We start from the raw sequence: 9,082 nt of genomic DNA on the forward strand, positions 1-9,082 counted from the left end.
GCCTGTCGCAGTTCACGCACTTCCCGTTCGAGCGCCTTGATCCGTTCACGCTCGGGCGTCGTCTGCCCCTCACGAAGTCCGGTATCGCGTTCGGCCTGCCTTACCCAGCGGCGCAGCGTTTCGGCCGTGCAACCGATCTTCGCCGCGATGGAGTGGATCGCCGCCCACTGCGACTCGTGCTCGTCCTGATGCTCGAGCACCATGCGAACCGCCCGTTGCCGGACTTCAGGAGAATACTTCGTTGCTGTCTTCATGGCTCCATCCTCTCAAAGGTTGGAGCCTCCGGAAAACCCGGGGCGGTTCACCCTGGAGTTGCACCTGGACCGCCAGTGGTTCGCCAGCGGCGACATCCTGGAGGGCGTGCGCGCCCCGCTGATCGACAAGGACAAGGCGCCGCGCTGGAACCCGCCCCGCCCTGGCGGACGTCACGCCGGAACGGGTCCAGACTTTCTTTGCCGGCTTCCGGCCGAGCGCCGGCAAGACCCGCCGCCAGGCCTGAGCGAACGAGAGGTGAGCGCGATGCACGATATCGAACTGAGCGAAGAGCAACGCATGATTCGCGACCTGGCCCGGGACTTCGCCCGCCGCGAGGTCGCCCCGCGGGCGCAGGCCTGGGAAAAGGCCTGCTGGATCGACGATGCCTTGGTGGCGCAGATGGGCGAACTGGGCCTGCTCGGCATGGTGGTGCCGGAAGCATGGGGCGGCAGCTACGTCGACTACGTCGCCTACGCCCTGGCGGTGGAGGAGATCTCAGCCGGCGACGGCGCCCTCGGCACGCTGATGAGCGTCCACAACTCGGTCGGCTGCGGCCCCCTTCTGCACTACGGCAGCCAGGCGCAGAAGGATGCCTGGCTGGCCGAGCTGGCCGCCGGCCGCGCCATCGGCTGCTTCTGCCTGACCGAGCCGCAGGCCGGCTCGGAGGCGCACAACCTGCGCACCCGCGCCGAACTCAGGAACGGCCGCTGGGTGCTCGACGGTGCCAAGCAGTTCGTCAGCAACGCCAGCCGCGCCCGACTGGCCATCGTCTTCGCGGTGACCGACCCGCAACTCGGCAAGCAGGGCCTGTCGGCCTTCCTGGTGCCCACCGACACCCAAGGCTTCGTCGTCGAGCGCCGCGAGCACAAGATGGGCATCCGCGCCTCCGACACCTGCGCAGTGAGCCTGAGCGCGTGCAGCATCCCCGCGGAGAACCTGCTCGGCGAGCGCGGCAAGGGGCTGGCCATCGCCCTCTCGAATCTGGAGGGCGGGCGCATCGGCATCGCCGCCCAGGCGCTCGGCATCGCCCGCGCGGCGTTCGAGGCGGCGCTGGCCTATGCCCGCGAGCGCGTGCAGTTCGGCAAGCCGATCGCCGAGCACCAGAGCATCGCCAACCTGCTGGCCGACATGCACACCCAGCTCAACGCCGCGCGCCTCTTGACCCTGCACGCCGCGCGCCTGAAGAGCGCCGGCCTGCCCTGCCTGTCGGAAGCCTCGCAGGCCAAGCTGTACGCCTCGGAAATGGCCGAGCGGGTCTGCTCCAAGGCCATCCAGATCCACGGCGGCTACGGCTACCTGGAGGACTATCCGGTGGAGCGCTACTACCGCGACGCGCGGATCACCCAGATCTACGAGGGCACCAGCGAGATCCAGCGCCTCCTGATCGCCCGCGAGCTGGCCGACTACCCGCTGTGAGCCATGGCGGCGGGTCAGGGCCGCCAGCTGGCTGGCAAGCAGCTCGACGCCGTAGCCCTCGGTCGCACCGATGCGCACCAGCCCCGACAGGGTGTCGGCGCTGCCCGAATCCTCCTGCTCGATGGCGCGAAAGGCGCTTTCCATGGCCTCCACCTAGACCAGCAGGCGGTGCCCCGCCTCCGTCGGGCCGTAGCCCGAGCCGTCGCGGATGAACAGCGGCTGCCCCAGGCTCTTCTCCAGCGCCGGCACTCGCCGCGCCACCGTGGTGTGATCGACGCCGAGCCGGCGGGCCGCCACGGTCAGTTTTTTCGCCCGCGACAGTTCGAGAAAGAAGCGCAGATTGTCCCAGTCCATGTCCGTGCCTCGGGAAAAATCACGGACTCGATCATCCAACTCCCGGGCACCTTTGCACATCCAGGACCTGCACGCTTGATAGCTGTGCATAAATGCAGACCGGCTCTGCGCCCGGTCGCCTTGCCAGGGGAGGCCACACTGTTAGGCTCAAAGATGACCCGCCGCAGCGGGCGGGAATAGCCGCCATGACCGCCGCTGTCCTGCCACGGAAAGACGATGCCTCCGCCGGCCGCCTCGACGCGGCCACGCTTCCCGTGCATTCGCCGTTCTCCCCAATAACAACAATGGAGAGCCGAAACGATGAACTATCAGCACTCCCATGAGCGCTCCATCGCCGATCCCGCCGGTTTTTGGGCCGAACAGGTACAGCCGTGAGCTGGTTCCGCCCGCCGACGGCGATCCGCACCATGCGCAAGAAGGTGGCCGGCCACCGCCTCTCCACCGGCGAGATAGAAGACCCGGTGGCCCGGCATCCGGCGGTGGCGGAGTGCGCGGTGATCGGCGTGCCCGATGCGGTCAAGGGCCAGGTTCCGCTGGGGCTGATCGTCCTCAAGGACGGCTCGCGGATCGCCGAGCAGCAGTTGCAGCGGGAATTGACGGCCATATATACACGCGCGCAGGTTGAAGCCGGCTCTTCAGTGACGGTACGGTTGGGCTGATCGGATCAGCCGCCCGACGGGTGCCACTGAGACGAGCGGTTTTCTCTTCTACCATATCTGTCAGCGAGCCCCAGGCTACCGGGAGGCAGGGACGCTGATCGGCTGTGGACCCCACACAAAGACAAGACTGATTCTCTTTTGTACCGTTTTTCTTGTTCTGGGGTTACGATAGCTACCTAGAAAATCATCAAGGTGATGGACCCGCCGGCGGCCCTGTCGACCAGGCCACGGCGCAGTCCCCCTTGCTCCGTCTGTCCCGGCAGTGCCAGCCCCGTCCTGCCCTCACTTAGATATCCGGTCCCATGCACCCTATCGTCTCCTGCGCCCAGCCAACCCGAACACTCCTACGCCACCTGCCAGCCAGCCTGCTGCTCTGCGGCCTGCTGCTGACGCCCGCCGTCCAGGCCGTCGAGCCGGCGCCGGCGGCAGCGCCCGCCGCCGCGGTAGCGGCGCCCACGGCACCGGCAGCGAGCCCCGCCACTCCGGCCGCCGCCACCGACAAGCCCGCCGATGCCGGAGCCACTGCGCAAGCCGGCGCCGCTCCGGCCGCAAGCCCCGCGGAGGACGCGCACGCCGATACCGGTCTGGCCCACGACCTGTCGCCCTGGGGCATGTACCAGAACGCCGACATCGTGGTGAAAGGCGTGATAATCGGCCTGCTGCTGGCCTCGGTGGCCACCTGGACCATCTGGCTGGCCAAGGGCCTCGAACTGCTCGGTGCACGCCGCCGCCTGCGTGGCGCGCTGGCCGACCTCAAGGGCATGCGGACCCTCGAGCAGGCCTCCGCCCTGCCGCGCGCCAGCCACTGCCTCAGCGCCCAGCTGATCGAGGACGCCCGCGAAGAGCTGCAGCTTTCCGCCGGCACCGTCGACAAGGACGGCATCAAGGAGCGCGTCAGCTTCCGTCTCGAGCGCCTGGTCGCCGCCAGCGGACGTAAGATGAGCGTGGGTACCGGGGTGCTCGCCACCATCGGCTCCACCTCACCCTTCGTCGGTCTGTTCGGCACCGTCTGGGGTATCATGAACAGCTTCATCGGCATCGCCAAATCGCAGACCACCAACCTCGCGGTGGTCGCCCCCGGCATCGCCGAAGCCCTGCTGGCCACCGCCATCGGCCTGGTCGCGGCGATTCCGGCAGTGGTCATCTACAACGTCTTCGCCCGTTCCATCGCCGCCTACAAGGCGCAGGTCGCAGACCTCTCGTCCCAGGTGCTGCTGCTGGTCAGCCGCGACCTCGACCAGCCGTCGACCGCCAGACAGCCCCAGGCCCAGGCGCTGCACAAGGCGACAGTGGAGTAAGCAACCATGGGAATGCACATGAACGAGGGGGGTGACGACCTCCAGGAATCCCACGACATCAACGTCACCCCCTTCATCGACGTCATGCTGGTGCTGCTGATCATCTTCATGGTCGCCGCCCCGCTGGCCACCGTGGACGTCAAGATCGACCTGCCGGCCTCGACCGCCCAGCCGACGCCGCGCCCGGACCAGCCGATCTACCTGAGCATCAAGAAGGACCACAGCCTCTACGTCGGCAACGACCGGGTCGAGCCGGACCTGCTCGGCAGCACGCTCGACCGGCAGACCAAGGGCGACAAGGAGGAAACCATCTTCGTGCGCGGCGACGAGGACGTGGACTACGGGCAGTTGATGGAGGTCATGGATCTGCTGCGCTCGGCCGGCTACCTGAAGATCGGCCTGGTCGGCCTGGAGACAGTGGGCAAGCCATGAGCGAACAACTGCGTACCCTGCCGCGCTGGGGGCTGTGCCTGCTGCTGGTGCTCGGCCTGCACGTCGGCGTGGCGCTCTGGTCGCTGTACTGGCGGTCGGAGAGCAAGCCGATCGAACTGGCGCCGCCACCGCCGGCCATGATGGTGGCACTGGCGCCCGCCGCCGCGGCTGCGGCCGCACCGGCAACGCCGCCACCGCCGCCGGAGCCGCCTGCGCCGCCCAAGCCGGTGGTGCAGCCGAAACCGATCGAAGCGCCCAAGCCCAAGCTGGCTCTGCCGCCGCCCAAGCCCAAGGCCAAGCCGCAGCCGCCCAAGCCCGAAGCCAAGCCGGTGCCGAAAACCGAGTCGCAGCCGGTCGCCCAGAGCCAGCCGCAGCCCCAGAACAGCGCGCCAGCCGCCTCGAACGCCCCGCGCAGCGACGCGAAGCCGGCCAGCCAGAGCGGCAGCCCGGAGTCGTCGAACGCACTGCCCAGCTGGCAGGGCATCCTGCGCGCTCACCTGAGCCGCTACAAGCGCTATCCCCCAGAGTCCCGCCGACGCGGCGACGAAGGCACCGTCACGCTGCGCTTCAAGATCGACGGGCAGGGTCGGCTGCTCTCCTTCGAGCTGGTCAGCCGCTCCGGGCGCACCGCCCTGGACCAGGCTACCCTGCAGATGATCCGGCGTGCCGAACCGCTGCCGCCGCCACCGCCGGAGCTGCTGACCAACGGCACCCTGGAAGTGGTCGCACCTTTCGCCTACACCCTGCAGGATCGCTGATCGCCGACCGCCGCCCCACCGGGGCGGCGTGCCGGTCCGCGCCGCCGGTGATTTTTACCCCGTTTTTATTTCGCTCCGGCTAGGATGGCCTCTTCCCCAGCCGCCAGGGCGATGCGCCGTCACCGTGTCCGTTCGAAAATTCCTGCCCGCCCTGCTGGTCAGCACCGGCCTCACCCTGCTCATGCTGCCGCTGCAGGAGGCCATCGACCTTTCCAACACCGCGCTGCTCTACGTGCTGGTCGTCGTGCTCATCGGCAGCCGCTACGGGCGCGGCCCGGCGATCGCCACCGCGCTGCTGAGCGCCCTGCTCTACGCCCATGTCTTCGTTCCCCCGCTGTTTTCCCTGGCGATCACCGAGGTCCAGTACCTGCTGGCAGCGGTGGTCATGCTGGTGGTCGCCCTGCTGGTCGGGCACCTCACCGCCTCCCTGAAGGCCCAGGCCGAACAGGTGCAGGCCCGGGAAACCCAGGCCCGCGCCCTCTACGACCTGGCCCGGCACCTGAGCGCCGCCCAGACGCCGATCGAGGTGGAGGAGATCGCCAGCCGCTTTCTCGGCACCGCGCTGCAGGCCAACCATACCCGGATCCTTCCGGAAAGCGCCTTCGCCGCACCACCGCCCCCGCTCACCGCGGCCCTGCTGCAGTCGGCCCTCGCCGGCCGCCATCCCCTGCTCAGTGCCGGCGGCGACCCGCGGCACACCCTGGCCATGACCCCGCTGATCGCCAGCGGTCCGCCGCACGTGCTGGCCTGCGAGCTGCCGGTCGAGCAGGCGGGCAGCGAGGCGACCCGTGCTTTCCTGGAAACCGCCTCATCGGTGCTGACCGTCGCCCTGGAGCGCACCCACTTCGCCGAAGTCGCCCGGGAAACCGAGCTGCGCCGCGCCGCCGAATCCCTGCGCAGCTCGATCCTCTCCGCGCTGTCCCACGACCTGCGCACCCCGCTGACGGTGATGGTCGGCCTGGCCGACACCCTGGCCCTCGGCAAGGCCTCGCCGGAGCGCCAGAAAAGCATGCTCGGCGCCCTGCGCAACCAGGCCCTGTCGATCAACCAGCTGGTCACCAACCTGCTCGACATGGCCCGCCTGCGTTCCGGCACCATCGAGCTGAATCAGGAATGGCAGCCGATCGACGAGGTCATCGGCGCCACCCTGCGCCAGGTCCGCGCCCACTGGAAGGAGCGCGAAGTCACCCTGGACATCCCGTCGGGCCTGCCCCCGCTGCGCTTCGATGCGGTGCTGGTGGAACGGGTGCTGTGGAACCTGCTGGAGAACGCCATCAAGTATTCGCCGGCCGATACCCCGGTGGAGCTGGTGGTGCGCCGCTTCGGCGAGTGGCTGGACGTGATGATCTGCGACTGGGGCCCCGGGCTGCCGGCGGACGGCGGCGAGGAACTGTTCGGCCTGTTCCGCCGCGGCCAGGCGGAGTCCAGCATCCCCGGCGTCGGCCTCGGCCTGGCCATCGCCCGCAGCATCGCCGAGGCCCACGGCGGCCAGGTGCTGGCGGAAAACCGCATGGGCGGCGGGGCCTGCTTCCGCCTGCGCCTGCCGCTGGGCAGCGCGCCCACCCTGAGCGATCTGGAGGACGAAACATGAGCGAGACCCCAACCATCCTGCTGGTGGAAGACGACCCGCAGATCCGCGAGCTGGTGGCCGCCACCCTGGAGGGCGAGGGCTATGCCATCGTCGAGGCCGGCACCGCCGTCCAGGGCGCGGTGGAGGCCGGCGCCTGCAAGCCGGACCTCTTGATCCTCGACCTGGGCCTGCCGGACCGCAACGGCATCAACTTCATCCGCGACTACCGGATCTGGTCCGCGGTCCCGATCCTGGTGCTCTCCGCGCGCTCCCAGGAGATCAGCAAGGTCACCGCCCTGGATGCCGGCGCCGACGACTACCTGACCAAGCCCTTCGGGGTTTCCGAGCTGCTCGCGCGGGTCCGCGCCCTGCTGCGGCGCCCCGCCGCGGAACGCGAGCAGTTGGAGCCGACCATCGAATTCGGCGACTGCCGGATCGACTGCGTGCGCCGCCAGGTCACCCGCGCCGGCGAACCCCTGCACCTGACCGATATCCAGTACCGGCTGCTGATCTTGCTGGCCTCGAACCCCGGCCGGGTGCTCACCCACCGCCAGTTGCTGCTGCAGATCTGGGGCGGCCGCGCGGTGGAGAACAACCAGTACCTGCGGGTCTACGTGGGCCACCTGCGGCAGAAGATCGAGCGCATCCCCGCCCAGCCGCAGCACATCCTCACCGAGATCGGCGTCGGCTACCGCTTCCAGCCCTGAGGCCGACCGGTGGACGCCCCTGTTCGAGGCCTGAAAAAGCTTGCAACGGCTTCCCCCTTGAGCGCCCCGTGCAGGATCACTAGCCTGAATGGGTGACGCCGGGCCCCTCTGACGGTCATTGCCGCCATGTCGGAGTCACAGTTCATTCAACTTCGACTGCAAGGAGGGGCTCATGGACGCTTTCATGGCGTTTGCCTCGACCACCTTTCTCGGTACTTCCACCTGGTTCTGGCTGCTGTTCATCGGCATCGTCATCGCGCTGCTGGTCTTCGACCTCGGCGTGCTGCACCGCGACCATCATGAAATCAGCGTCAAGGAAAGCCTGCTGCTGTCGGCCGGCTACATCAGCGCCGGCCTGCTGTTCGGCCTGCTGGTCTGGCTCTGGAAGGGGCCGGATGCGAGCCTCGACTACTACACCGGCTTCCTGATCGAGAAGTCGCTGTCGATGGACAACGTGTTCGTCATGGCGATGATCTTCGGCTACCTGGCGATTCCGCGCAAATACCAGCACGAGGTGCTGTTCTGGGGCATCCTCGGGGTGATCGTGCTGCGCGCGCTGATGATCGGCCTGGGCGCCGCGCTGATCGCCGAGTTCCACTGGATCCTCTACGTGTTCGGCCTGTTCCTGCTGCTGACCGGCCTGCGGATGCTGTTCGCCCGGGTCGACGACGAGCAGAACATGGAAAACAACAAGTTCGTCCAGTTCCTGCGCCGCCACCTGCGGGTGACCGACCGGCTGCACGAGGGGCGCTTCATCGTCCGCCAGCCCAACGCCCACGGCCGCAACGTGCTCTGGGCCACCCCGCTGCTGCTGGCGCTGATCCTGATCGAATGCGCCGACCTGGTGTTCGCGGTGGACAGCGTGCCGGCGATCTTCGCCATCACCCTGGACCCCTTCATCGTCTACACCTCGAACATCTTCGCCGTGCTCGGCCTGCGCGCGTTGTACTTCGCCCTGGCGGCGTTGATCCACCGCTTCGCCTACCTGAAGTACGCCCTGGCCCTGGTGCTGGTGTTCATCGGCGCCAAGATCTTCCTGGTCAACCTCATCGGCAAGATCCCCTCCGGCATCTCGCTCGGCGTGACCTTCGGCCTGCTGCTCGGCGGTGTCCTGTTCTCCCTGTGGAAGACCCGCAACCAGCCGGCGCTCGAGGCAACCGGGAAACAATCCGACTGAGAGGCTGTGAAAAAACCACCGAGGCCAGCATGTTGCGAGAATGGGCGCAGGATTTGGACTGGATGCAAAAAATGACAGGCTCAGGTGGCGAGTTATTCGACGATCTACCTATTCCAGACGCACGGCCCGCGCCGCCCCTCAAGGCCAAGGCGGCGGCGCGTGTGCAGCGCCCGAACCGGAATCAGATCGAGCTGCGCCCCAGCGACCTGGAGAGTCTGCTTTCGGAGGATCATCCGGCGCGGTTGGTGTGGGGCTACGTCGAGCAGCAGGACCTCTCGCCGCTGTACGCCGGGATCAAGGCGGTGGATGGCGGATGCGGGCGCAGCGCGATTGCCCCGGAGATTTTGCTGGCACTGTGGCTGTATGCGACGCTGGAGGGTGTCGGCAGCGCGCGGGCTCTGGCGCGGCTGTGCGAAGTGCATGATGCCTATCGCTGGCTGTGCGGTGGGGTGCAGG

At 68.1% G+C, this 9,082-nt stretch carries 9 protein-coding genes and 2 pseudogenes; 9 read left to right on the forward strand and 2 right to left on the reverse strand.

What is annotated here, in order from left to right; all coding sequences use genetic code 11:
- Window positions 1-254: transposase (locus BMY22_RS21725; protein WP_139211124.1), on the reverse strand; the 254-nt coding region annotated here is incomplete at its 3' end.
- Here BMY22_RS21725 and BMY22_RS21735 point away from each other — a divergent pair.
- On the forward strand, window positions 253-1,671 hold the full coding sequence (locus BMY22_RS21735) for an acyl-CoA dehydrogenase family protein (RefSeq protein WP_244158963.1): 1,419 nt from the start codon (window positions 253-255) through the stop codon (window positions 1,669-1,671). The genes BMY22_RS21725 and BMY22_RS21735 overlap by 2 nt on opposite strands.
- A gap of 3 nt (window positions 1,672-1,674) precedes the next feature.
- Here BMY22_RS21735 and BMY22_RS21740 read toward each other — a convergent pair.
- A pseudogene (locus tag BMY22_RS21740) lies at window positions 1,675-2,025 on the reverse strand (LysR family transcriptional regulator); the annotation flags it as partial.
- Between the two features lie 419 nt (window positions 2,026-2,444).
- Here BMY22_RS21740 and BMY22_RS21745 point away from each other — a divergent pair.
- From BMY22_RS21745 to BMY22_RS21780, 8 genes and pseudogenes are all read left to right on the forward strand, one after another.
- Window positions 2,445-2,621: pseudogene (locus BMY22_RS21745) on the forward strand (AMP-binding enzyme); the annotation flags it as partial.
- Window positions 2,622-2,986: 365 nt separating this feature from the next.
- Complete coding sequence (gene exbB, locus BMY22_RS21750) at window positions 2,987-3,982, forward strand: tonB-system energizer ExbB (RefSeq protein ID WP_090625363.1); 996 nt, start codon at window positions 2,987-2,989, stop codon at window positions 3,980-3,982.
- 6 nt (window positions 3,983-3,988) lie between these two features.
- Complete coding sequence (exbD, locus tag BMY22_RS21755; RefSeq protein WP_090625365.1) at window positions 3,989-4,414, forward strand: TonB system transport protein ExbD; 426 nt, start codon at window positions 3,989-3,991, stop codon at window positions 4,412-4,414.
- Window positions 4,411-5,172 (forward strand): energy transducer TonB, encoded by a 762-nt coding sequence (locus tag BMY22_RS21760; protein ID WP_090625366.1) that lies wholly within the window; start codon window positions 4,411-4,413, stop codon window positions 5,170-5,172. Before exbD ends, BMY22_RS21760 begins: the two co-directional genes overlap by 4 nt.
- A 124-nt stretch (window positions 5,173-5,296) precedes the next feature.
- Window positions 5,297-6,763, forward strand: a complete 1,467-nt coding sequence (locus tag BMY22_RS21765; RefSeq protein ID WP_090625368.1) for a DUF4118 domain-containing protein — start codon at window positions 5,297-5,299, stop codon at window positions 6,761-6,763.
- The gene (locus BMY22_RS21770) at window positions 6,760-7,449 is read left to right on the forward strand and encodes a response regulator (RefSeq protein ID WP_090625369.1); all 690 of its coding nucleotides are present in this window, start codon (window positions 6,760-6,762) and stop codon (window positions 7,447-7,449) included. Before BMY22_RS21765 ends, BMY22_RS21770 begins: the two co-directional genes overlap by 4 nt.
- Window positions 7,450-7,621: 172 nt before the next feature.
- Window positions 7,622-8,626: a TerC family protein gene (locus BMY22_RS21775; RefSeq protein WP_090625371.1), complete on the forward strand. Its 1,005-nt coding sequence runs from the start codon at window positions 7,622-7,624 to the stop codon at window positions 8,624-8,626.
- Between the two features lie 71 nt (window positions 8,627-8,697).
- A partial coding sequence (locus tag BMY22_RS21780; RefSeq protein WP_143068593.1) for a transposase occupies window positions 8,698-9,082 on the forward strand: 385 nt, incomplete at its 3' end.

The organism is Azotobacter beijerinckii (assembly GCF_900110885.1).
In the GTDB taxonomy this organism is placed as follows: Bacteria; Pseudomonadota; Gammaproteobacteria; order Pseudomonadales; family Pseudomonadaceae; genus Azotobacter; species Azotobacter beijerinckii.

Coding starts and splice junctions, on each gene's coding strand:
- BMY22_RS21775 (WP_090625371.1), top strand. CDS start 7,622: ATGGACGCTTTCATGGCGTTTGCCTCGACCACCTTTCTCGGTACTTCC.
- BMY22_RS21770 (WP_090625369.1), top strand. CDS start 6,760: ATGAGCGAGACCCCAACCATCCTGCTGGTGGAAGACGACCCGCAGATC.
- BMY22_RS21760 (WP_090625366.1), top strand. CDS start 4,411: ATGAGCGAACAACTGCGTACCCTGCCGCGCTGGGGGCTGTGCCTGCTG.
- exbB (WP_090625363.1), top strand. CDS start 2,987: ATGCACCCTATCGTCTCCTGCGCCCAGCCAACCCGAACACTCCTACGC.
- exbD (WP_090625365.1), top strand. CDS start 3,989: ATGGGAATGCACATGAACGAGGGGGGTGACGACCTCCAGGAATCCCAC.
- BMY22_RS21735 (WP_244158963.1), top strand. CDS start 253: ATGGCTCCATCCTCTCAAAGGTTGGAGCCTCCGGAAAACCCGGGGCGG.